Here is a 24,231-nt window from a genome sequence, read left to right on the forward strand (position 1 = left end):
ACCTCCCTCTACTTTACCCTCCACAGCCGGATCATGAAAAATACCATCGGCCCAAACGCCGCGGCCATGGATACCGGGAAAAACCAGAACGGCAGATACGCTCCATGCCAGACGGTCAGAAAGGAAAAAATCAATACCACAGAAAGCTTAAGGCAGACGATCATATGATACAGAGTCCGGTAAACCCTCTCCCGGTTTTGCCGGGTAATCTTCACTCCGGTATTCCATGCCTGCGGAAATTGCTCCAGCACGGAGATCCCCAGGAACATCAGCCAGTTCATGATCAGCGGGAAAAACAAAAATCCTTTTCCTGACATAGCGTCTGCTTCTCCGGCCATGTTATAATGGGACGGAATCTCCTTTGGTATTTTATTCCAGCAGATCAATATAAACAGCGTGGTCCCAACCAGACACAGGATACATAAGACTTGTATTGCCATGCCGAATTTTGTTTTTATTTTCATTTCCTGCACCTCCCTGTAACCAATTTGCGCAGCAAATTGATTGCCTGCTCGGGCGCTATCGCGAAGCGATTTTCATGCGCACGATTCCTTGTTTATTTTGTAACCAATTTGCGCAGCAAATTGATTGCCTGCCCTTTTCTTCTATTATAAACTTCATTTTGCAAAACGCAATACTTCGTTCCTGTAAGACAGATCTCCCTGCACCAAAGAAGGAGGGCTTTTCGCCCCCCTGCGCCTAACCGTTGATTTCCAACACCTTATAATCCTGATCCTCAACCGCCTTTTTCAGCACATCATTGGCGATCTCCGCATTCAGTGTCACCACGGCTGTCCCCGCTTCATGGCTGACCTGTGCCGCATCCACCTCCGGCAGTGCTTCCAGACACTTCTTCACTGCTGCCTCACAGTGGCCGCACATCATCCCTTCAATCTTCATTGTCCTTTCCATTGCTGTTACCTCCTGTTTTCTTTTTGATCTGACTTTTTTATCTTTTCTTGTATCATGTATTTTAAACCAGTTCAGCCGCAGTGCGTTTGTCACCACGCAGAAGCTGGACAGGCTCATCGCCGCCGCCCCGAACATGGGGTTCAGTTTCAGCCCGAATACAGGGAACCATATCCCTGCTGCCAGCGGAATCCCGATGACATTGTAGAAAAATGCCCAGAACAGGTTTTCGTGGATGTTTTTCAGCGCCGCCCGGCTCAGCCGGATGGCTGCAGGCACATCGCTTAAGCGGCTCTTCATCAATACCACATCCGCCGCGTCGATTGCGATATCCGTACCCGCCCCGATTGCGATTCCCATGTCGGCCCTGGTCAGCGCCGGCGCGTCGTTGATGCCGTCCCCTACCATTGCCGTTTTTCCCTTTCCTTTCAGGGAGCGGATCACGCTTTCCTTTCCGTCCGGAAGCACGCCTGCGATCACTTCATCCACCCCTGCCTGTCTGCCGATGGCCCTTGCGGTGCGTTCGTTATCTCCTGTCAGCATCACCACCCGGATACCCATATTCTGCAGCTCTTTGATGGCCCGCGGGCTGTCCTCCTTGATCACGTCCGCCACCGCGATGATCCCTGCAAGCTGCCCGTTCCTGCTGAAAAACAACGGGGTTTTTCCTTCCTCAGCCAGATGCTCCGCCTGGCGCCGCATGGAATCTGTGACCTCCGCGTACTGCCCGATAAAATTCAGGTTTCCGCCCTTCAAAACACATCCCTTTGTTTCATCCTTCTGCAGATCGGCCTCCCCGGACGTTCTGTCCTGTCCGCTTTTTGCGCCGTCTCCATTTTTCTCCCCGTCAACATGCTGAAGCACTGCCGAGAGTCCGTTGCCGGGAAGCGCTTCAAAATCGCTGACTTGTAATGCCTTAAGCCCTCTTTCTTCCGCCTCGGCCAGTATCGCCCTTGCAAGGGGATGCTCGCTCTTTTGCTCCAGAGAGTACGCCAGTTCCAAAAGCCCGGTCTTGGAAATCCCTTCTGCTGGTATGAGGTCTGTCACCTTCGGCTCCCCTTTTGTGATGGTTCCCGTCTTATCCAGCGCCACGATCTCCATCTTCCCGGTCTCTTCCAGGGAAACGGCGGTCTTGAACATGATTCCGTTTCTGGCCCCCACGCCATTTCCCACCATGATGGCAACCGGGGTCGCCAGCCCCAACGCACAGGGACAACTGATCACCAGCACCGAGATGCCCCTTGCCAGCGCAAATCCGATTCCCTCTCCCGCGATCAGCCACACCAGGGTCGTTAACAGTGCGATCACAATCACCGCAGGGACAAATACCCCGGAAACCTTGTCCGCCACCTTGGCAATGGGCGCTTTCGTAGCCGCCGCGTCGCTGACCATCTGGATGATCTGGGAAAGGGTGGTGTCCTCCCCTACCCGTGTGGCCTGGCATTTCAAAAAGCCGGACTGGTTCAGTGTGGCCGCCGATACCCCGTCTCCTTCCGCCTTATCCACAGGAATGCTCTCTCCTGTCAACGCCGATTCATTGACTGCGCTGCTGCCTTCCAAAACCACGCCGTCCACCGGGATATTCTCCCCCGGGCGGACCACAAAGAGATCCCCTTTTTGCACCTGGTCGATGGAAACTTCTGTCTCCGCCCCGTCCCGCAGAACCACCGCCGTTTTCGGCGCCAGCTTCATGAGGTTTTTCAGCGCGTCTGTGGTCTTCCCTTTGGAACGCGCCTCCAGCATCTTTCCGACCGTGATCAGCGTCAGGATCATGGCAGCCGATTCGAAATAAAATTCATGCATGTAGGACATGACCCCTGCCTGATCCATCCGCATCTGGGCATCCGTCATGGCAAACAGCGCGTAGGTGCTGTACACAAACGCCGCCCCCGCCCCAAGCGCAACCAGCGTGTCCATGTTGGGCGCCCGGTGGAGCAGCCCCCGGAAACCGCCGATAAAAAACTTCTGGTTGATGACCATGATGATCCCTGTAAACAAAAGCTGTATCAGCCCCATGGCCACGTGGTTGCCTGCCAGAAATCCGGGAACCGGCCAGTTCCACATCATATGTCCCATGGACAGATACATCAGGGGAACAAGAAATACCAGGGAGGACACCAGCCTCTGCTTCAAAACCGGGGTCTCATGGTCCTTCAAAAATTCTTCCTCCGCCGCGGCTTTGGCTGCCCCCGGCGCCTTCGTCTCTGCCCCCTTCAGCGCCGCGCCGTATCCCGCTGCTTCCACCGCCGCGATCACATCCGACGGCGAAGCCGTTCCTTCCACACCCATGGAATTGGTCAGCAGGCTCACTGAACAGGACTGTACCCCGGGCAGGCCGTCCACGGCTTTTTCCACTCTTGCGCTGCAGGCTGCGCAGCTCATTCCGGTTACTGTATATTGTTCCATTGTTTCCCTCCTCTTCTGCAAATATAAATTTCTATCTCATCAGCTTCTGAAGCGTCGCCACCAGCTCGTCGATGGTCTCGTCCTTCCCTGCGCGGATATCCTCCGCCACGCAGGTTCGGATGTGGTTCGCTAAAAGCACCTTGTTAAAACTGTTCAGCGCCGCGTTTACCGCCGATACCTGCACCAGAATATCCGTGCAGTAGGCGTCGCTTTCCAGCATCCGCTTCAATCCCCTTACCTGGCCCTCAATCCGGTTCAGGCGGTTGACCAGATCCCGGTATTCTTTATCGGACCTCTCCTTTGTCTTCTGGCAGCACTCCTTCCCCTCATGGCTGCATACGCCCTTCTCCTCTGTAAACCCGTCTTCTGCATATTCTTTTTCCATATAAACCTCTTCTCTGTACGTTCGTTCCCATCTGTGAAAACCGATGGATTTCTTCCCGCAAAGCAGCGAACCAGGCGGCCGTGCCTGCACGGATATTTGCCATTTGTTTCTTCTCAACATTTTTGCACGGCATTTTCTATGCCCGCTGTCTTCTTATCTGTGTTAAGTCACATTATATACCCCCACAGGGTATATTGCAAGTCTTTTTTCAAAAAAAATTCCACCTGTACGGTTGGATGCTCTTTGAGCATCCAACCCACCTCATTCATTCGTAAAATCCGTGCTTCACAGCAGAACCTGGTGCAGCGTCTCCGCCAGCACCTCCATGGCATTGCGCATTTCCTCCACCGTATTGGTCTGGGCCCCGGCCTCGATCAGAAGGGACTTGGGCATCAGATGCAGGTTGTACCGGTATCCACGCAGGTAGATATGCCGCGCGAAGCCCGGATACATGCTCTCCGACGCAAGCTGCATCTGGAGGGAGAACGCCAGGTTATCCTGGATAAACGGATTGTACAGGTATTCAATGTCCCCGTTGGTCCGCGTCCGGCTCAGCCCGTTAAAATACATGATCTTTGCCGTGGGCTTCCCGTCCACCTCCGTCACCAGATGGGTTCCCTCCGCCACGCCGTCCCGGTGCAGGTCGATGACCACCTCCACCGTGGGATTGGCCTCCAGGATCGGGCGGATGGACGCCTCCGCGTTTTCATAGGCATTGCTTCTGTCCAACTGTCCGTTGATGATATCATAGACCCCGGTATCGTGGATCGTGCTGATCCCCTTGGCGTTGAGAAGCTGTACCAGATATTCCCCGATCCCGATGATGCTTGTGGACGGGTCTCCGGGTGTGGAATCGGCAAATTCTTCCTGGGAATGGGTATGAAAAACCAGCACCTTGGGTCCCTGTGTCTCTGTGTTGATCTTCATGCTCCTACCCAGCAGGTCATCCGCGTTGAGCTGTTCCGGCCCGATCATGGTGGAGCTGTCTACGGTATAAAAATTGCCCAGAAGGTAGTCAAAATCCCGCAGCTTTTCGATGGACATGTCGAGAACCGGCTGGCCCTGGGCCGGCACCACGTCCTCCACCACCTCCGTGTCCCCCACCGGGTTTCCGTTCTGATCTACAAAATGCCCGTCGTCGGCCTGGTTTTCCAATATTTTGGCAATGGTCTCCTCATCCTCCATGGCCGTCCTGTACTGGATCTTCGTATCCAGATATTCCATCAGCGGAATCCAGTCAAATGCCTTTTCTAAAAGCCACTGTGCCGCAGGCTTGTTTTCTTCCCGGGCCGCATAGACCGCCCCCGGCAGATACATCTGCTCCGTACTCTCAAAGAGCGCCCTCTGCCATCGGTACCCCCACCCTATGCCTGTACTCCCTGCGGTGTCTATCATGATATATGTAAAAGCCAGGCACAGCAGCACTGCCGCGATCCCCCGGCTCCATCGTTCTTTTTCCATAGGCCCTCCTTTAATGAGGGACCAGGTGGCTGACCGCTGTTTTTCCGGCCGGACGCCCTGCAGCCAGATACAAGGCGTCATGAACGGTAACGGCCCCTCCTTTTACCTTATTCTTTACCCCTCCTCTTTATTCGTGAAAAGCATATTCAATGCTTCGGAAATCGTATAGCTGATCTGTTTCACCAGCTCGTCCTCATCCTTTGGGGTCACAAACATGCCGTTGAGATGCGGAGAAATAAGTTCTTTCACCAGTTCATATTTTTCCGCGCTGTTGTAAGTCCGCAGAACGTCTCCCACGCCTTTGAGTATGTCTGAAGACTCCAGCGCGTCGATCAGGTTTTCCATGGTGTCATTGGCAATGGTGGCCGCGTCTACCACGGTGGGCACGCCGATCCCGATGACAGGAACCCCCACCGACTCTTTGGTCAGCCCGTTCCGGTGGTTTCCCACTCCCGAGCCTGGGTGGATGCCCGTGTCCGCGATCTGTATGGTCCTGTTCAGCCTTCGGGTGTTTCTCGCCGCCAGGGCGTCAATGGCGATCACTAGGTCGGGCTTCGTCTCTTCCACCACCCCTTTTACGATTTCCAGCGTCTCCATTCCGGTCTGCCCCATCACGCCGGGTACAATGGCGCTGACCAGGCGGGCATGCTCCATCCCCATGGCGTATTTTCCGTATTCCTTCACAATATGCCGGGTCACGCACAGGTTGTCCGCCACATAGGGCCCCAGCGCATCCGGCGTCACCTGCCGGTTTCCCAGACCCACCACAAGCACGGACAAATCGTCCGTATCCAGAGACCTCCCTTCGATCAGCTCCTGGATATAGCCGGAAAGCTTTACCGATACCTCCCGGTGGTAATCCTCATCGGGCACCGCCATATTGGGGGCTTCCATGGTCAGATAGACGCCCACCGGCTTCCCCATGGTCTTTGCCCCGTTTTCTGTCTCCACCTTGACACGGGTGATCCGGATCTCCCGTTCCTTGTCGTATTCTTCCTCCAATACCACTCCGGATATCTCCACATTGTCCGATTCAAACCGTTCCTTCTCTTCCAGCGCAAGATCTGTACGCACACTATATTTTTCCAGCATGTTTATCCCTCACTCTACTTAGTTTAATTACTGTGAATAATGAGTAGTTTTTACAATATTTTGAGAAATATGTATTGACAACTTTTGACAGTTAGCATAAAATAAATGGGTGCATCCGATTGGAACGTCCGTGTCCGAATCCAACGGGGCATTGACAGGCAGATTTTGTGATTTGTCTGTTATTATACTGCATTTTGAATATATTGTGATTTGGAGGTGTACAGGTTGGCTAATATTAAATCTGCGAAGAAGAGAATTTTGGTAAACGAGACTAAGGCTGCCAGAAACAAAGCGATCAAGTCCAAAGTAAAGACTGCTGTCAAGAAAGTAGAGACTGCAATCGACCAGAAGGACGCTGAGACAGCTAAGACAGCTTTAAAGGCTGCTATCGTTGAGATTACAAAAGCTGGGACAAAGGGTGTATATCACAAGAACACCGTTTCCAGAAAGATCTCCCGTCTGACCAAGGCTGTCAACGGCATTGCTTAAGATAGATATTGAGTGAAAAGATAAAAGACATACGCTGCCGTCATGGCGTATGTCTTTTTTGTCTTTATGAAAACTTCTTCGAATTTTCTCAGAGTATGCAAAAAGGCCGCCTCCGGCAGACCTTTCGCATATTCCTGTATCATTAGTTGTTGATCAGCTTGTCCTCGTCGCTCCAACTGTAGAGTTTGCGGATCTCTTCCCCGATCTTCTCTGACGGATGCTCCGAAGCCAGCTTCCGCATTGCCTTGAAGTGAGCCTGTCCGCCCGCCTCAGACATATCCAGCAAAAAGTCCTTCGCAAATGCGCCGCTCTGGATATCTGCCAGGATCTTCTTCATCGTCTTCTTGGTCTCCTCTGTGATGATCTTCGGGCCAGTGATATAATCGCCGTACTCCGCCGTATTGGAAATGGAATATCTCATTCCTGCGAAACCGGACTGGTAGATCAGATCCACGATCAGCTTCATCTCATGGATACATTCGAAGTATGCATTTCTCGCGTCATATCCCGCCTCTACCAATGTCTCAAAGCCTGCCTGCATCAATGCGCACACACCGCCGCAGAGCACTGCCTGCTCGCCGAACAGGTCTGTCTCCGTCTCTGTCCGGAATGTGGTCTCCAGTACGCCGGCTCTTGCTCCGCCGATGCCTGCCGCATATGCAAGCGCCTTGTCCAATGCCTTTCCGGTAGCATCCTGCTCTACCGCAACCAGACAGGGAACCCCTTTTCCAACCTGGTATTCGCTTCTTACCGTATGCCCCGGTCCCTTCGGAGCGATCATGGTTACGTCCACGTTCTTCGGCGGAACAATCTGTCCGAAATGGATGTTGAATCCGTGTGCGAACATGAGCATATTCCCTTCTTCCAGATTCGGCTCAATGTCCTTCTTATACATGGAAGCCTGCTTCTCATCATTGATCAGGATCATGATGATATCCGCCTTCTTCGCAGCCTCCGCCGCGGTAAACACTTCAAATCCCTGCTCTACTGCCTTTGACCAGGATCTGCTTCCCTCATAAAGCCCGATGATGACATTGCATCCGGATTCCTTCAGATTCAGGGCATGGGCATGTCCCTGGCTTCCGTATCCGATGATGGCAATGGTCTTTCCTTCCAGCATAGAAAGATTGCAGTCTTCCTGATAATAAATTTTTGCTGACATTTTCAAATTTCCTCCTGCTCGTGATTTTATATATCAGTTAAAAGCTAATACAGCCTTTAGCTATCCAGTAATACGGGCTTTCGCCCTCCCGGCGCAGCACGGCGCGCAGTCCGATGAACCCCGTCCGGCACTGCCTTTACACCAGATATGTAACGTCCTTGATCCCTCTGGACAACCCGGTGATCCCGGTCCTCGCAAGCTCCAGTATCTCATATCCGTCCAGCAGGTTTAAAAATGCCTCCAGCTTGGACTGGTCCCCGGTCAGCTCAATCATCATGGACTCCCGTTCCACATCCACAATCTTCGCCCGGAAGATATCTGCGATTGAGAGCACCTCCGGCCGCTGCTTCGCATCCGCACGTACCTTCACCATGATCAGCTCCCGGTACACCGCCTCATCGTCCTTGAGCAGCTTGATCTCCCGGACATCCTCCAGCTTGCGTACCTGCTTCTCGATCTGGGAAAGGATCAGCTCGTCTCCCGATGATACGACCGTAATCCGGGTAAACCTCGAATCCGCCGTCATCCCCGCCGTTATGCTGTCAATACTGTAGCCCCGCCGGCTGAACAATCCCGCGATCCTGCTCAGGACGCCCGGATTGTTGTCTACCAGCAGAGAATATACCTGTCTTCTCATACATTATCTCACTTTCTCAATCAGAATGCCCGGCCTGTCATAGGGGCCCCCGGAAATGAGACGCCCCTATGACATTCTGAACATTTTCGAATACTCTCACGAAAAACAGAGTGCGTTCTGTTTTTCTATAATAACAAGTTTGGAAACGCTTGTCAATATATAAAAAAATTTTTTAATCAGAAATCCATCAGCTTCTGTATCCGTCCGGATTGTTGGACTGCCATCTCCAGGAATCCGCGCACATCTCCTCTACGCCGCACTCTGCAACCCAGCCCAGCTCTTCCTTCGCCTTCGATGCATCGCAGTAGCACATCGCGATGTCCCCTGCACGGCGGGGTTTGATCTCATAGGGGATCTCCTTGCCGCAGGCTTTTTCGTATGCCTTCACTACATCCAGCACGCTGTAGCCGACGCCTGTCCCAAGATTGTAGATGTGAACGCCCTTGCCTTCCTCTGTCCGCATCCTCTCAATGGCCTTTACATGGCCCACTGCCAGATCCACCACGTGGATGTAATCCCGGACTCCGGTTCCGTCGTGGGTATCATAGTCGTCCCCGAATACCCCCAGGCAGTTCAGCTTGCCCACCGCAACCTGGGCGATATAGGGCACCAGATTGTTGGGGATTCCCTTCGGGTCTTCCCCGATCCGTCCCGACTCATGGGCGCCGATGGGATTGAAGTAACGGAGCAGCATCACGTTCCACTCCGGATCTCCTACGTGCAAGTCTGTCAGGATCTGTTCCAGCATCCCCTTGGTCTGTCCATATGGATTGGTGATCTGTCCCTTGGGGCAGGCTTCCGTAATCGGAATCTCGGCCGGATCGCCGTATACCGTTGCGGAAGAGCTGAAGATCATGTTCTTGCAGCCGTGCTTCCTCATCACATCGCACAGAATTAAAGTTCCGCTGATATTATTATGATAGTATTCCCAGGGCTTTGCCACAGATTCTCCGACTGCTTTAAGTCCCGCGAAATTGATCACAGCCTCGATCTCTTCTTTTTCAAAAATCTGCTCCAGATCCTCCCGGCTCAATATATCTCCTTTGTAGAATTTCAATGACTTTCCTGTAATCTCCTTTACACGGTCCAAAGCGACTTCGCTGGAATTGTAAAGGTTGTCAACGACTACAACTTCATAACCTCTGTTCAAGAGCTCCACGCATGTATGGCTTCCGATGTATCCTGCTCCTCCTGCTACTAAAATTGCCATGATTCCACTCCTTTTCTGTTTTATAGATTTCTGAATTACTGCGCTTTTATTATACGTCTATCCGCCCCTCAGGTCAATGCTTCCCGAATGAACAGTTTCAAAACTTTACGGTACTTCGCCCGGGACGCTTGATTTTGCCGGAAAAAAGATTTAATATATAAACCATTGGAACCTGCGTCTGCCCTATGATCCGATCTCTTTGCCGGGGATGCGGGTTTCCGGAAACCATTAGAAAAGGAGTGATCCAATGCGGCCTTCCAAAAAAAGCGCCTACGAATTTAGTGATGATTTTGAAGTTACCTATGAAGAAGACATTTCCTCTAAATATAAAGTTGATCCGGAATCGGAGGACGTTCCCCGCAGGAGCGCAAGAACCGAGACCATGACCCAGCCCATGCCCAGAGTCAGAAGCGGCGGCCCTTACGACCTGTCCATCGACAATCCGGACGACGGCTATGACGGGTATTACGACGACGTCGATGCAGATTATGACGAGGATTACGACCGGCCTCCAGGCGGCCGAAGAAACAGCCGCCGCAGTGATTACAGGGATTCTGACCGGCCTCCCCGGAGCAGGCGCAGGCGGAGCAGCCAGACCCCCATCGCCGCGCCCATCAAAAAGGGCGGGAGGACCGTGTACCGGATCTCCCAGTCCCTGTTTCGAAACCTGTCCGTGATCCTGATCCTGGCCATCACCGGATTCATGGCATACAACTTTCTCCGGGGAAGCGCGCCCTACGGCGATATTGAAAATGCGGTGGTCTCCCAGAATTATACCCTGGTGCTGGCATCCTATTTTGCCGTAGCAGCATTTTTCATACTCTTTGAACTGTTCTCCGCACTCTGGGCCATGACAAGGGTGCGCGTATACGATGAAACCGGATACTATAAAGAGGATGTGGGCCGCGGGATGTTCTCCTTCTTTTTTATATACATCTGCTCCTACGGGGCATTCCTCGTCAACAACTGGATTCCGGAGCGGCTGGAATTTCTTCACGGCATCCGGGGGGCGCTGGATGTCTTCGGCTCCATGCACAACATCCTGTTCGGGCTGTGCGCCGCAGGCGTGATCTCCTGCCTGTTCCGGAAATACAGCTTATAAACGGTTCTGTTTCCCGATAGAAAAAAACGCCGCATCCTCAAGGCAGGTGCGGCGGCTTTTTCCATTGTCCCAAAGGGCCCTATCTATATTGTTGATGACTGCCTGACTGTCAGTCCAGAATGATCAGGGCCATAAATACCAGATCCTCCAGCCCCGTATTTTTCAGTCCGTGTCCGCAGCCGTCCGGCGTAAACGTCACATCCCCCGCTTTTACCGGACGGGTGGTTCCGTTGTCGTCATACTCCCCTTCCCCGGAAAGGATATAATAGGTCTCGCTTTCGTTATGGTGCATGTGGTATCCCAAAGTACAGCCCTTCTCCAGAGTTACCTCCGCATAAAGCCTGCATTTTCCGTTGAGTTCCTTCTCACCTAAGATCTTTTTGATGATCACATGGCCTTCTCCTCCGGCCATATTCTCTACACGTTCAATTGTCATTCTTTCGCTCCTCCTTTTCCTCTCGCTTAACAGCCAAAGCCCCGCGGCAGGCTGCTACAGCAGTGATGCCCGCAATGTTTCCCCGTCCTTTTGGCTCAGATAAGCCGGTGCAATGTCAAACACGGTTTTGCAGCCGCTCACGCCCTCTGCGCCGAGCCGGTACGCTGCCCTGGCATATGCCGCAAGGACGCTGGCCGTAAACTCCGGATTGGAATCCAGCTTCAGCCTGTATTCGATGAGGTGGCTGTTCTCCTCCTCCCATCCGGTCTTTCCGCTGTACAGCACAAAGCCGCCGTGGGGAATCCCGCCGTGGTCTCGATCCAGTTCTTCCTGGCTGATAAAATGCACCGTTGTGTCATAATCCGCAAAATAATTCGGCATGGTTTTGATCTCTTTCTCCACCTTCGCCGCGTCCGCCCCTTCTTCCAGAACCACGAAGCATTCCCTGGTGTGCTTCTGGCGGGTGGACAGCGTTGGATTGTCTCCCTTTCTCACTGCTTCCAGAGCAGCATCCACAGGAACCGTGTACTGCTTCGCGTCCTTCACGCCTTCGACTCTGCGGACGGCGTCGGAATGCCCCTGGCTGACGCCCTTTCCCCAGAACGTATAATCCTGCCCTTTCGGAAGGACGGCACTGGCATACAGCCGGTTCAGCGAAAACATCCCGGGGTCCCAGCCGACGGAGATGATCCCCACTTTTCCGCCTTTTTTTGACGCCTTGTCCACATTGGCAAAATGCTCCGGAATCCTTGCATGTGTATCAAAGCTGTCCACCACATGGAAAAGCTCCGCATAGGCCGGAGTCTGCTCCGGCAGATCCGTAGCGCTCCCGCCGCACAGGATCATGACGTCGATCCTGTCCTTCCAGTCCGGCACTTCGGATATGCTGCATATGGAAGCCCCTTCAGTCAGAATCTTCACATCCGCCGGATTCCTACGGGTAAAGACTGCTGCCAGCTCCATATCCGGATTCTGCTTCACGGCACATTCCACGCCCCTGCCCAGATTGCCGTAGCCTAAAATACCGATTTTTATCATCTGCATTTACCCCTTTATCTATAAAATATGCCTGCAACGATTGAGAACAGCAGACGGATCCGCGTCCTGCTGTTCTGAATCGTTAGACATTCTTTATTATAGACTTTCATGGAATATTATGCAAGGTGTTTTCCTACCGCAGCTCTTCTATTTTGCAGAAATGCTCCTTTGTCTTTCTGCTATAGCTGATCCCCACTGCCAGTATTCTTCCCGTATACTTCGGCTTTTCTCCCGTCTTTCCCTGGAATCTAAGGGCATATTTTTTATCCTTAATCTGCTGGATTGCCTCTTCCGGAGTACTGTCTATTTTCAATTCCAGGATGAATGCGTCTGCCGCTCTTTGTTCGGGATAAAAGATGAAGTCCACATACCCCTCCCCTGCTTTATCTTCCCTTTCCATGCGATACTGATCCCGTGCGGACAGATAAACCAGATTCACGACCGCTGACAGTTCGATTTCGCTGTTGTAAGAAAAAATCGGTGATTCTGTATCATGTGCATATTTTAATATTTCCGCCATCATCTGGGTATTGCCTGCAAGCGTGGCCTTTACCATTTTTTCGGATTCTTTCGCCAGATTATAGACATATCCGAGAGATTCCTTGGACATCAGCAGATTTTTGAATTGTTCCATAATCTCCCGGTTTGGAATATATACTTTTCCATTTATACAGGTTAAAAGGCCATAAACTACCATAGCCGAGTATATCTCATCCCTTGTATTGAGCTCCATGGATACCGCCGCATAATTACGAACCTCTGCCTGAACCCCTTCCCCCGCGATCATAAAAACAAGGTCCTCCCGGACCGATTCTATATTGTTGCGGATATAATAAAAAATCTCATCATACGGACCGGAACTGGTCCAATAATTCGCCAGTTCATCATCTGTCAGGGCACATACGATAGAACGCGGATTATAGAGCCGCTTCCCACTCGCCGTATAGTATCCATCATACCAGATCCTTAAAGCTTCCCGAGTGATGCCCGGTCTGTCTGTCTCTTCCTGATAAATCTGATACAGCCTGTCAACCTCACATTCCTGAAAGCCAAAATACTCACCGAATTTTTTTTTCGTGACCATATCATATTCCAGAAACATATTCAATTCTGAACCGCTGGAATATTTTGCAATCGGAAGCACTCCGGTCATATATGCCAGTTCGACATATACTTTTCCCTTGAGCAGCGCCTTTAAAAAAAGCAGATATGTTCTCCGTGCTTCCTCAGTAATGAACGGCATATGGAACAGTGCATCCCATTCATCCATCACAAAAATAAATTTATCCCCTGTTTTTTGAAAAATATCTGACAGGATGTCCCATACAGCATCTTCCGTATGGATCTCAAAATCAGGATATGCCTGTGCCAAATCATTGTTGATCCCATTTTGTATACGGTCAATATATTGTCTGTAATCCGTACAGTCCCGGGGAATTTCGCTGAAATCAATAAAAATCACATTATGCCGGTTCAAATGCTTATGATAGTCCTGATTATCATTCCCCTCTTTGTCCTTCGTAATCTGCAGGCCGGCAAACAGGCCGCTGCTGTCTGCTGCTTTTCCGAAAAATGCACCCACCATGTTCGCCATCACGCTTTTCCCAAAACGGCGCGGTCTTGTAATACAGAAATAGCGATTCTTCTTTTCCAAAGCAGGGATCAGCTCCCTGATCAATGCCGATTTATCAACAAAATACGTATCCGACACCGTTTCACGGTAATCTTCAAAACAATTTCTGCTGTTTAAAAACATCCCCATAACGTTACCTTTCCCAATTATACAACTGCCTCAATAAGCAGCTTATTTCCCAGTTTTATCTCTTTTATACCAGTCTCTTTTTTCTTATTAAAGTTAAAACTAAGCATATATCCTTTATTCAGATGATAATACTCCAGATAATCCGCCAGTTGGTCTTCCCCCCTTTTATTATATGCATTTCCGCGCCATATTTTGAGTTCGACCACTGTCTGCTCTCCAAGATAATCAATGATCACATCCGTGCGTTCCATATTTCGTGTACGGGATTCAATGTAATAATTCCCTATTCCGTTGATAATCGGCCGGAGATAAAGCAGAAAGTATCGTCTCCCATCCTCTTCATAAAATGCCTGCTTCTGATCTCCGTATAACTCCTCAAAATGCATGACAAATTTTTCCAAAATCAGGCGCATATCCAAATGGCCTTTTTTGATGAATTGATTCTTATTCTGCAAAGCGTTTGTATAAATACCGCAATTTTGGCTCTCTGGCAACGAAAGAAAATAATTATAGATGCGTGTCTCAAAGATTCGATTCGCCACCTCTACCCTGTTTTGGTCTGTTACTTTTATGAAGCCAAACATACAGGCTATATTGATTGCTTCGTCATCCGGATTGTAAAAAAAGTCCTTCCCCTGAAACAAAATAAAATGCAAAACATCTCTGAGCTGCGGATATGCATCCAGCTTCTCCATCAATGAATCAAATAATGTATTCCTTTCCGATATCAAAATATTGACGGCTTTTAAAATCCCGTCTCTTGTCCACACATCCTTTTCGTCTGAAAATATGCCGTCCGGCACAAGACGTTCGTCCATCAGTTTGCAAATACGTGAGACCAGATACGGATATCCCGATGTATAGTCATAGATCACAGACGCTACTTCGCCTGTATCCATTCCTGTGTGATGGTCTTCCTCATATTCCAGAAGCATTCCCTGAATATTCTGCGTTGAAAAACTCATATCAACAAGAAAATCAGCCGCAATGTTCCAAGGGCTGTTCACTTTATGCTCTTTTTCCGAAACAAATTTTCGTTTTACATTTTTTATATCATATACTCCGGCAAGTATCACAGACTGAAATGAAGGCTTTTCGTCCCGCTGTATATAATACCTGCGCAATTGCGCAAGAAAATCTATAAACACCTGGTTATTCGCCGCGCTGTCCACTTCATCAATCATCAATATGATTCCTTTTGAGAGACTTCTGCAAAGATCACTTAAATCCTCAAATAATTCCTGCAGCTCAAAATCTTCTCTTCTTGCTTTCACATCAGAATCTAAGGTTTCCAAAGCTTCCGCAAATCCATTCTTTATATCTGCGTGACTGTATCTCAGTTCCCGCAGAAAAGATCGCCCAAATGACAGCGAAAATATATTTTCATTTTTAAATTTTGCTTCGCCGAATAATTGAAAATCCAGGCTTACCACTACATAGTCCTTTTCCAGGAGCTTTCTCAGAGCCCTCAGTGTGGTTGTTTTTCCATACTGCCTTGCACGGTTGATCGTAAAATACTGCCCTGCATCAACCATGGATTTGATTTTCTCTAATTGCTCTGATATATCTACCATATAATGCAATTCCTGCATACAGGCTGCATTCACATTAAAAAATTTCCCCATATCCGCCGTCTCCTTATCTATTGTCATTTTAACATTGCGGTTATGGTCTGTAAATAGAGGATTCTTTAAATCCTCCCCCTATTTCATTTTATATTTCCCAAAAGCCTTCTCCTCGTCCAGATGCACTTCCCTGAAAAACAGGAACAGCCACACAATGATCGATATTACTGCAATGCCTGGGGATGTAAACATATATGCCAGCGCGCCGCCTGCAGCCAGCACAATCGCCCACAGAGCAAGTGTATTTCTCATATCCCTGCTCATCCTCTTCCTGTCATACTGCACTCTCTCTTCCCTGGGCATCGTATTGAATCCACTAATCAGAATTGCTGCTTTCCCTTTCAATACCGCAAATAATACCGCCATGCCCCAAAATATAAAACTCCCTGCCAGACAACAGACTATAAGGATTTTCAAAGTTTCCATCAGCTTCTCCCTTCTGCATTCCCAAAACTACTTGATAAAAAATCCGGCTACCTTCATATCCTCGTCAAATGAAATCGTAAACTGCGCCTTTCGTTTCTCATATTTTACCTTGATTACAGCAACTGCAAATTCCTGCTCTGTATCCGGGTCTTTTGCGCCGGTCACGGCCTCCTTGTCGAAGCCCTCAAACTCGCCAAGCTCCTCCACGATCGGCACGATCTGCTCTTTCAGCATGTCCGCATCAACCGCATTCTTCATCACTGTATTCCACTGCTCCTCCACCAGCGCTTCAACCTCTTTGCTGTTCAGAGTCTGGATCACTTCCTCTGCAGCCGCTTTCACTTCGGCCTCGTCAAAATGATCCGAAAGCCGCTGGCTCCCCGCGCATCCGAAAAGCAGCCCTGTCAATAAAAGCATGCCTGCTATCGTCCTGATCCTTTTCTTTTTCATAGGTCCTCCTCTCTGATTCGCACAAATTTTCTAAATCCTCTATGCCGGAATGGTAAGGCTTACCACAAATTCCCCTTCCAGAATTTCCGTCATCATGCCCCCGCCGTATGCTTCCAGGGTGTGCCGCACATTGTCCAGACCGATTCCCATATGGTTCTTCCCGGCCTGACGTTCCGGAGGCAATGCTGACGTCCCTGCCGTACTGCCGCAGGGCATCGAATTGCGGATCTTCACCGCCGTAAACTCATGAAACGCGTCTGCCTGCACCTGGATCGTCCGTGTTCCCTCTGCCTGCTCCGCCGCTTCCAGCGCATTGTCCAATAGATTTGCAAATATGGTGGTCATATCCATATCCCGGATATGCTCCAGACGGATTTCCCCGATCCGGATCTCCATCTCGATCCCGCTTTTTTTCGCTTCCTCCGCCTTGTCATTCAATATGATGTTGAGCATCCGGTTTTCCGTATAATTGACGATCCCCAGGGCATCCAGCATCTGGTGCATGCTTCTTACATATTCCTTTCCCTGGGCCGCGTCCTGCTCCTTAAGGGCTTCGATGGCCTGGAGATGGTTTCTCATATCATGAACCATTTTTCGGGAGGACCGGTATCTCTGCTCCACCTTTTCGTAATACCGGTACTGCATCTCGCTCTGTTTTTTGCGGATCTCCAGTTCTGCCCTCAGCTTCTTATTCTGGGACTGGTAAGAAAATAAATACCAGATATAGAGATTCATCAGGACCAGGAACAAGATATTCAGGATGATCAGATAAGCCCCATACAGCTGTACAAAAACATCCCCGATATAGAGCAGCGAAAAAATAATAAACACACTGACCGCAGGCGGAAGAAACAGGCCCGCGAACCGGATTCCTCTCACATGTTCGTACTTTTTCCGGTTCAGCAATACTACCCAGACCCCGGTCAGAAGGATTTCTGTCAATTGCCTGATCAGCAATCCGGTGTTTTCCGAAGCATAGTCAAAGACCATAATCCCCCACCGGGAACTCATATACGCCAATATCATATAATCCACAAAAATCTGCGCGGTCACAATGGTCACCGGAAACAGAAAATAATAAAACCGGTACATCGAGTCCCGGCTGTACAGCCGCCGGCCTGCCGCCATGGTCATGAAAACCATATAAACCAGTTTGACGGATCTGCCGTCCGCCAATCCGACCGTAAGTCCCGCCAGCCCGGCACAGTACAGGACGGCGGCGATCCGCCGGTATTTTGTTTTTCCCTCCCTGTCGTGCTCTGTATGGCTCAGGAAAAACCAGGTACACAAGGTGATTACAATTGTCTCCATGCACACCAGAATTTCATTCCATCTACCAGATTCTACCCAATTCATTTTCACAGCCTTTCTTGTTTGCACCCAATCTGCGCAGCAGATCTTGAGCGGGGGTAATTCCTGTCAAAATCCGGCCGGTATCCTTTCACAGCCTGTCCGCCTGATATTTTCCCAGCAGGCCGCGAAATTCCACGGAACGCTTCTGGGACAGCGGAACCTGGTCCCCGTTCATCATCCTGATCTCGTACCCGCGGATGGATTTTACATGGTACAGGTTCACAATGAAGCTCTTGTGGGGGGATGCGAAGCCGTAAGGCGCCAGCCTTTCCGAAAACTCCGAGATCTTTCCCCGGATCATCCGTTCCCCGTGCTTCATCACGAGACGCAGCTTCCGGCTCTGGTATTCCAGATAGTAGAGATCCGCCGGGGCAATCTCCTCCATCCCCTGGGTGGTCTCCAGCCGCAGCGAGACTGCATCCTCTTCCTCCCTGCTGTACAAAAACGCCTCCTTAAGCTGGCGTATAACGGCTTCCTTTTCCACCGGCTTGATCAGGAAGGAAAAAGGATGAACCGAAAAGGAACGCTGCATATAATCCGGATATCCCGTGACATAGATGATCTTTACCTTTCGGTCCTTTTGGCGGATTCGTTTTGCCGCCTTGATGCCATCGACCACCGGCATATCTATGTCCAGAAAGAGGATGTCATACTCCCCTTCGCTCCGCAGAAGCTCCGCTCCATTTGAAAATTCCTCCACAGTGCAGGCAGCTTTGGTCTCCTCAATGGCAGAACGCAGAAAAACGCGCATCTGAATGTCATCGTCGCATACGGCGATCCGGTACATCTCATTCCCTCCCTCTGCTTATTACTTTCGCCATTCCCCTGCATTTTCTCCCTTTTCCGAACGGATTTCGTTTTATCAGATAGCACGTTTCCAGGGGCATTGCACGCAAATCCTGATCATCTGGAACATGCGGTTCTCCCGATCTGGATCTTCGGGTTTCTCCGCTTTAATTCATGGAACAACTGCTCCTTGTCCTGTACGGAGACGATCCATTCCTGCCGCTTTGCCCTGATACACACCCGGTCCAGAGACAGCGCCCCCGCGGCGATGGGGTTATGGGTTTTGTATACCTCCATAATGTCTTCCACCTTCATAGAGTCTTTGCAGAATCCCAATACAAAGAGCAGCTTTTCTCCGTCGATCTGCACATAGTTCCAAAGCACCATGGGTACACAGATGATATTCAGAAGCAGAAAGGTAAAAAACACGCCCAATACCTCTCCGACTTTTAATTGTTCATGAAAACATGCATAAGCCGCAACCAGGTTTCCCCCGATCAGGACCAACCAAAACCAAACGCCTATTTTCCCTTTGAACACCATATGATTCCCTTCCCGTTCCTGTTTTACTCTTTGCTCATGATATACTTCTTTTACATTCATTATAAACGATTTTTGGGGAAGAACAACCGTAAATTCCTGTTATATGGTTTTTAGGACATAAGATACGTCAACCGCCTGAAAAAAAGAAGGGCAGGAGAAATTCTATACTCCTGCCGATTCCTATTGATCCGGATTCCTGTCCGGTATACCCTGTATGATGCCTAATGGAAGCTCTTGATCCAGTTGATCAGGGAATCATGGTACACATTGTCCGTCACATCCCTGCGCATCTGATCGGTGATCGGGCCATTTTTTCCCATGATCGCAAGAATCGCTTCCTGGAGTCCCGCGATCTTCCCCTTTTCAAACGCTTCGTCATATGCCGCATCTGCTCCGGATACATTTCCCCCCGCAGACGCTGACGCTTTCTCATCGGAAGCCTGGTCTGCAGTCTTCTTTTTTGGTGTACTCTCCGCAGCTTCTTTCCCGACATGCCCATTCCCCTGGGCTGCCTCATCCGCTTTCTTTCCGGATTCCGCTTGATTCTCAGCCTTCTTTTGCGTCCCATACTCCGGTATGTTTTCTGCAGGCGCTTTTTCCGAAACCGCATCCCTTCCGGCAGCTTCCGCTGCATTCTTCCCGGAAGTCTCTTCAGCTTTCTTCCCGGCGCTGCTTACCTCTCCTGCCGCATCCTTCACATCCAGCCCGGTAAATCCTGCGTCCGCCGCAGTCTTTGCTCCGTCCTCTTCCGCAGGAACCCAGATCTCGCCGGAATTGGCCTTTACATTGACCGTGATTCTTCCGCCGTTCACAGATACCTTTTCTCCGGACAATGCCCCGATATATTCCGCTGCATTTCCTGCAGAAACGGTCATCGTGTAATCACTGTCGTCGTTATTGACCGTAACGACAACAGATTGTCCGTTGTAATTTCTGGAAAACGCATACTGCCGGTTGGTCAGCAGCAGTTCATTGTACTCTCCGTAAGAAAGCGCCGGAGTGTTCTGTCTCGTCCTTCCCAGTGCCCCGATCAGCCGTGTAAAGGAATTGTCCTTTGCCGCGTCCGCATAATCAGACAGATTCAATGCAGGGCGCAGGGAATCGTCTGAGAACCGTTCCTTCTTTCCCTCGATCCCAAATTCGGAACCGTAGTAAACGGACGGAACTCCGGGCAGCGTATACAACAGGATATGGACCGGCGTAAAATGCGCCTTGTTGTTCAGCCTTGTATAGATCCGCTCCACGTCATGATTATCCACAAAATTGTAGAGCTTTAAGCCGTCCGGACGGTTGCCGCCCATGCCGTAAAGACGCTTTACCGTATGCGCGATCTCGAAGTAATTGTGCTCGTTGTGTCCGGAATACAGCGCCTTGTGCAGGTTATAATTTGTCACGGAATGCAGGGTTCCCTCATTGACCCAGCGGGTGTAATCGCCGTGGATCACCTCTCCCATCAGCCAGAAATCCGGCTTCACTTCATTGGCCGTATGGCGGAGCGCCTGCATATAGTTGAAGTCCAGTACATCCGCCGCGTCCAGACGGATTCCGTCAATATCAAATTCGCTGACCCAGAAACGGATCACGTCGCAGATATAGTCCTTGACCGCCGGGTTATGCTGGTTCAGCTTCACGAGAAGGTCGTAACCGCCCCAGTTCTCATAGGAAAACCCGTCGTTGAAGGAATTATTTCCCCAGAAATTCACATTGCAGTACCAGTCCTTATAGGCGGAATTTTCCCGGTTTTTCTTGATATCCTGGAACGCAAAAAAATCGCGTCCGGTGTGGTTAAATACACCGTCCAGTATCACTTTGATCCCCTGTCTGTGGCATTCTGCCACGAAACCGGTCAGATCCTCATTCGTCCCAAGACGGCTGTCCAGCTTTTTATAATCCGTCGTCTCATATCCGTGTCCGACAGACTCAAAAAGAGGGCCGATATACAGCGCGTTGCAGCCGATCTCCCTGATGTGGGCAATCCAGGGGAGCAGCGTGTTCAGGCGATGCTCCGGCTCCCCATACGGATTCTCCTTGGGCGCACCGGTCAGTCCCAGCGGATAAATGTGATAAAATACCGCCTCATCATACCATGCCATTTGTTTGTACCTCCTCATACATATTTTCTCAGGAGCCGGTGCAAAACAGCGGGGCAAACCAGATACAACGCTGATCCTGCAGCAGTTCCTTAATCGGTGTTCGAAAACTTTCTGGCAATACTAACCTCATATATTTTACCATGAATCGGCTCAGAATGCTACCCGGTAATTTCCATTCAGCGCAGAACTTTTATTGTTGCTGTGAGTACCGCAGGTGCAAACAATCACCATAGAAGAAGGCGGGCATCAACAGCCCGCCGAAAGCAGCCTCCCCACATGCAGCATCCCCCACCCCTGCGTATGTTCCGAGGGGACGCAGCTCTCCCGCAGCTTTAGTTTTACTTCCACGTTGGTCATATCCGGATATTTTGACAGCAGGCAGGCAATGGCCCCGGATACCACAGGGGTGGCCATGGAGGTTCCGCTCTTCACCGTATAGGGTTTCCGAAACCGGTGTCTGTAATCCACGCTGCAGCTTGTAATATAGGTTCCGGGCGCCACCAAATCCGGCTTCATGATGCAGTCCTCGGTGGGCCCCCTGCCGGAATAATCCCACTTTGCCCTGCTCTTCCCTCCCTGCCTGCCCGCAATGTCCACCGCCCCCACCGTGATCACCTTCCGGCTGCTCCCGGGCACTGCCACGGTTCCCGGATCAGGCCCGTAGTTTCCCGCCGATACCACCACGACCAGTCCTGCGTCCCACAGCTCCTCCACCCCTCTCAAGAGCCGTTTCTCCTCCCCCTTGTCAAGTCCCGGCTGGGTTCCCACGGAAATATTGACGATCCGGATATTGTGTTTCTTCCGCTCTGCCAGCACCCAGCGGATTCCCTCCATCACATACTCCACCATCCCGTTTCCCGAATCGTCCAGTACTTTTGCACACAGGATGGACGCCTCCGGCGCGATCCCGGCATAAACACCGTTTGACAGCTTTCCGTTCCCGGCCAGTATCCCCGCCACATGGGTCCCGTGCCCGCTGTCGTCATAGATCCGCTTCCGCCTGTTTACAAAATCCCCAAATCCCATGATACGTCCTGCAAGATCCGGATGCACGGTCAGACCGGTATCGAGAACGGCAGCTCCGATCTTCCGGCCAAGGTATTTTCTGTCCAGAATATCTTCACACCAATATCCAACGGCATTTTTTACCCACTTCATAAAAAAGACCTTTTTAACAGAATATTCACCTCTTCGTTCTTTTGTGAGTCCTGCGCAATACAGAAAAACTGCCACCGGCAGCTTTTCTGCATACGATGATATGAAAAGGGAGCCGGCCGCGGCTCCCTGTAAATCACTCTAAAATCTCTTAATCTTCTTCGTAGTATTTTTTTCAAACTCCACGTCACGCACTTTCAGCTTAAACACCCGCTTATAGAGCGGAGCCGTCTTATTATACTCATCAATGATCTTCTGAAGCTCTCCCTCCAGATCCTTGATCCGCTTCTTCGACGCATATTCCAGATCCGGGAAGATCTCCGCCTCGATCAGCCCTTCGCAGTCCCGCACAAGAACCTCCTGCACCAGGCGGTTTGCGCCTAACTTGTTCTCAATCTCCTCGGGGGATACGTTCTCCCCGTTCCGCGTAATGATCAGGTTCTTCTTGCGTCCGGTCAGGAACAGGAAACCATCCTCATCGATGTAACCCAAGTCACCTGTTTTCAGCCATCCGTCCTCCAGGGTCTCGGCCGTCTCCTCTGGCATCTTATAGTACCCCTGCATCACGCTGGTACCTTTTACCCAGATCTCCTCGTCTACGATCTTCGCCTCACAGTTTGGCATGCATTTTCCGATAGAACCGTCTTTTTTCTCACTGTTGCTGTTGGTGCTGATTACCGGCGCGCACTCCGTCATGCCGTAGCCCTGTAAGATGGTAATGCCGTACTTCTTGAACAGGGCGATATAGTCCGGATTTAAGTAGGCGCCGCCGCTGCACACGGTATGAAACTGCTTCCCGAATACCTTCGCCTTCACAAGCGGAGCCGGGATAAATGACGCTTCTTCCAGTTTTTTTGCAAGTGTCTCCACCATCAGGGGCACCATCAGAATCATATTCGGTTCAAAGAGCTTGATATTTTTGGCTACTCTTAAAAGCGAATCGTTGATGCAGATGATCGCGCCGATGGACGTCCCTTTGAGAATATCCATACTCAGGCAGTAGGCGTGGTGGATGGGCAGCACGGTCATGATGACCATTCCCGGTTCATATCCCATATCCTGTGCGGTCGCATTTTCCGCCAGATTCCGGTGGGTCAGCATCACGCCCTTGCTCTTTCCGGTGGTTCCGGAGGTAAACATGATGGTCGCCAGATCCTCCGGCTTCGGCTCAAAATCTGTCCTCTCCGGCGCCTCTGCGGCCAGCTCCCACAGATGGAGGGCATTGGGAACAGAAGTCTCCCCTTCCATGGCGATGAGATGCGTAAGTCCGGGGCATTTCTCCGCCGCCATCCGGGCAACATTTGCCTTGGTCTCGTCATACACCAGCGTCGTTACATCCGCCCGGTCAATCAATTCGCAGAGATCTTCCGCCGGAAGGTTTGCATCCAGCGGAACCGCCACGCTGCCGCTGTTCACAATGCCGTAGTAGGAAGTAATCCATGAATAGGAGGTTGCCCCTATCAGTGCGATATGCTTTCCCTGTTCCCCCAGTTCGGTGAGGGCTGCCGAAATATGTTCGCTGTCCCGGCGAAGCTGTGTATAGGTCTTCGCCTCCACCTTTGTCTTCTTTTTTCCGCCCTGATCAGCGTCCTTCACTTTATATCTGACGGCATCCTGGGTGCCGTATGCTTCCTCTGCTTTCACGAGCAGATCATAGAGTGTACTGCGCAATTCGTTCATATGTTTTTCTCCTTTTCAAATAAGGAAATCC

22 protein-coding genes are annotated in these 24,231 nt (G+C 50.7%); 2 read left to right on the top strand and 20 right to left on the bottom strand.

Going from position 1 to position 24,231, the window contains the following annotated elements; translation table 11 throughout:
• Positions 1-8: 8 nt before the first annotated feature.
• The 5 genes from EBB54_RS11030 to gpr all read right to left on the bottom strand — a co-directional run bounded on the left by EBB54_RS11030 (position 9) and on the right by gpr (position 6,253).
• Entirely contained in the window at positions 9-464 is a 456-nt protein-coding gene (locus EBB54_RS11030; protein WP_125127465.1) for a DUF1648 domain-containing protein, read from the bottom strand.
• Between the two features lie 235 nt (positions 465-699).
• Positions 700-3,315 carry a heavy metal translocating P-type ATPase gene (locus EBB54_RS11035; protein ID WP_125127466.1) on the bottom strand — a complete coding sequence of 872 codons (2,616 nt, stop codon included), beginning with the start codon at positions 3,313-3,315 and terminating at the stop codon, positions 700-702.
• 31 nt (positions 3,316-3,346) lie between these two features.
• Positions 3,347-3,700, bottom strand: coding sequence for a metal-sensing transcriptional repressor (locus EBB54_RS11040; RefSeq protein ID WP_125127467.1), 354 nt, complete (start codon positions 3,698-3,700; stop codon positions 3,347-3,349).
• A gap of 285 nt (positions 3,701-3,985) precedes the next feature.
• Positions 3,986-5,161: a stage II sporulation protein P gene (locus EBB54_RS11045; protein WP_004078705.1), complete on the bottom strand. Its 1,176-nt coding sequence runs from the start codon at positions 5,159-5,161 to the stop codon at positions 3,986-3,988.
• A gap of 114 nt (positions 5,162-5,275) precedes the next feature.
• The gene (gpr, locus tag EBB54_RS11050; RefSeq protein ID WP_125127468.1) at positions 5,276-6,253 is read right to left on the bottom strand and encodes a GPR endopeptidase; all 978 of its coding nucleotides are present in this window, start codon (positions 6,251-6,253) and stop codon (positions 5,276-5,278) included.
• A 225-nt stretch (positions 6,254-6,478) separates the two neighbouring features.
• Between gpr and rpsT the strand changes: the two genes are divergently transcribed.
• Positions 6,479-6,742, top strand: coding sequence for a 30S ribosomal protein S20 (gene rpsT / locus EBB54_RS11055; RefSeq protein WP_004078700.1), 264 nt, complete (start codon positions 6,479-6,481; stop codon positions 6,740-6,742).
• A 142-nt stretch (positions 6,743-6,884) separates the two neighbouring features.
• On the opposite strand, the gene ilvC is transcribed toward rpsT, so the two are convergent.
• From ilvC to galE, 3 genes are all read right to left on the bottom strand, one after another.
• Positions 6,885-7,904 carry a ketol-acid reductoisomerase gene (ilvC, locus tag EBB54_RS11060; protein ID WP_125127469.1) on the bottom strand — a complete coding sequence of 340 codons (1,020 nt, stop codon included), beginning with the start codon at positions 7,902-7,904 and terminating at the stop codon, positions 6,885-6,887.
• A 136-nt stretch (positions 7,905-8,040) separates the two neighbouring features.
• Positions 8,041-8,541, bottom strand: a complete 501-nt coding sequence (gene ilvN, locus EBB54_RS11065; RefSeq protein ID WP_004078693.1) for an acetolactate synthase small subunit — start codon at positions 8,539-8,541, stop codon at positions 8,041-8,043.
• A gap of 187 nt (positions 8,542-8,728) precedes the next feature.
• Complete coding sequence (gene galE, locus EBB54_RS11070) at positions 8,729-9,751, bottom strand: UDP-glucose 4-epimerase GalE (RefSeq protein ID WP_125127470.1); 1,023 nt, start codon at positions 9,749-9,751, stop codon at positions 8,729-8,731.
• Between the two features lie 247 nt (positions 9,752-9,998).
• Between galE and EBB54_RS11075 the strand changes: the two genes are divergently transcribed.
• On the top strand, positions 9,999-10,853 hold the full coding sequence (locus EBB54_RS11075; RefSeq protein WP_125127471.1) for a hypothetical protein: 855 nt from the start codon (positions 9,999-10,001) through the stop codon (positions 10,851-10,853).
• 109 nt (positions 10,854-10,962) lie between these two features.
• Here the strand turns inward: EBB54_RS11075 and EBB54_RS11080 are convergent, their stop codons facing one another.
• The 12 genes from EBB54_RS11080 to EBB54_RS11135 all read right to left on the bottom strand — a co-directional run bounded on the left by EBB54_RS11080 (position 10,963) and on the right by EBB54_RS11135 (position 24,200).
• The gene (locus EBB54_RS11080) at positions 10,963-11,289 is read right to left on the bottom strand and encodes a cupin domain-containing protein (RefSeq protein WP_004078687.1); all 327 of its coding nucleotides are present in this window, start codon (positions 11,287-11,289) and stop codon (positions 10,963-10,965) included.
• A 54-nt stretch (positions 11,290-11,343) separates the two neighbouring features.
• On the bottom strand, positions 11,344-12,327 hold the full coding sequence (locus EBB54_RS11085; protein WP_125127472.1) for a diaminopimelate dehydrogenase: 984 nt from the start codon (positions 12,325-12,327) through the stop codon (positions 11,344-11,346).
• A gap of 133 nt (positions 12,328-12,460) precedes the next feature.
• A complete protein-coding gene (locus tag EBB54_RS11090) occupies positions 12,461-14,089 on the bottom strand; it encodes an AAA family ATPase (RefSeq protein ID WP_125127473.1) in 1,629 nt (542 codons plus the stop codon).
• A 17-nt stretch (positions 14,090-14,106) separates the two neighbouring features.
• A complete protein-coding gene (locus EBB54_RS11095) occupies positions 14,107-15,714 on the bottom strand; it encodes an AAA-like domain-containing protein (protein WP_125127474.1) in 1,608 nt (535 codons plus the stop codon).
• Positions 15,715-15,792: 78 nt separating this feature from the next.
• The gene (locus EBB54_RS11100; protein ID WP_125127475.1) at positions 15,793-16,140 is read right to left on the bottom strand and encodes a DUF3784 domain-containing protein; all 348 of its coding nucleotides are present in this window, start codon (positions 16,138-16,140) and stop codon (positions 15,793-15,795) included.
• Between the two features lie 27 nt (positions 16,141-16,167).
• Complete coding sequence (locus tag EBB54_RS11105; RefSeq protein ID WP_125127476.1) at positions 16,168-16,590, bottom strand: DUF3887 domain-containing protein; 423 nt, start codon at positions 16,588-16,590, stop codon at positions 16,168-16,170.
• A 39-nt stretch (positions 16,591-16,629) separates the two neighbouring features.
• A complete protein-coding gene (locus EBB54_RS11110; RefSeq protein ID WP_125127477.1) occupies positions 16,630-17,946 on the bottom strand; it encodes a sensor histidine kinase in 1,317 nt (438 codons plus the stop codon).
• 85 nt (positions 17,947-18,031) lie between these two features.
• Entirely contained in the window at positions 18,032-18,730 is a 699-nt protein-coding gene (locus EBB54_RS11115; protein ID WP_004080659.1) for a LytR/AlgR family response regulator transcription factor, read from the bottom strand.
• Positions 18,731-18,846: 116 nt separating this feature from the next.
• On the bottom strand, positions 18,847-19,332 hold the full coding sequence (locus tag EBB54_RS11120) for a PH domain-containing protein (RefSeq protein WP_243127628.1): 486 nt from the start codon (positions 19,330-19,332) through the stop codon (positions 18,847-18,849).
• 161 nt (positions 19,333-19,493) lie between these two features.
• Complete coding sequence (locus tag EBB54_RS11125) at positions 19,494-21,365, bottom strand: alpha-amylase family glycosyl hydrolase (protein WP_125127479.1); 1,872 nt, start codon at positions 21,363-21,365, stop codon at positions 19,494-19,496.
• Between the two features lie 246 nt (positions 21,366-21,611).
• Entirely contained in the window at positions 21,612-22,523 is a 912-nt protein-coding gene (locus tag EBB54_RS11130) for a S8 family peptidase (protein ID WP_125127480.1), read from the bottom strand.
• A 138-nt stretch (positions 22,524-22,661) separates the two neighbouring features.
• Positions 22,662-24,200 carry an AMP-binding protein gene (locus EBB54_RS11135; RefSeq protein WP_125127481.1) on the bottom strand — a complete coding sequence of 513 codons (1,539 nt, stop codon included), beginning with the start codon at positions 24,198-24,200 and terminating at the stop codon, positions 22,662-22,664.
• Between the last annotated feature and the right edge of the window lie 31 nt (positions 24,201-24,231).

Source organism: Schaedlerella arabinosiphila, assembly GCF_003885045.1.
Taxonomy (GTDB): domain Bacteria; phylum Bacillota; class Clostridia; order Lachnospirales; family Lachnospiraceae; genus Schaedlerella; species Schaedlerella arabinosiphila.